At 53.7% G+C, this 214-nt stretch carries 1 pseudogene; it reads right to left on the reverse strand.

The annotated features are described in order from the left end of the window. Window positions 1-214: pseudogene (locus tag FD744_RS25285) on the reverse strand (IS4 family transposase); the annotation flags it as partial.

Genomic DNA, 214 nt, shown 5'->3' on the forward strand with positions numbered 1-214 from the left:
CTATTTCCCAGCGATGGCCGTATAAGTCCACGACATCTGCTTTGGGATACCTCAGGGGGTCGCACATGGATGTCAGGATTTGAACCGTTTTTCCGTTGAGTTCTTTGCTGATAAGCCTTGCCGTCAGTGTGTCTGCAGCACCCTGCCATTTTTTCTTCGCCTGCGGCGACAGCTGTAATTCCACCAACTCCTGCCCGGCCCCTAAGCTACGGAC

Origin of the sequence: Pantoea sp. Taur, from assembly GCF_009830025.1 — a bacterium.
Classification (GTDB): domain Bacteria; phylum Pseudomonadota; class Gammaproteobacteria; order Enterobacterales; family Enterobacteriaceae; genus Pantoea; species Pantoea communis.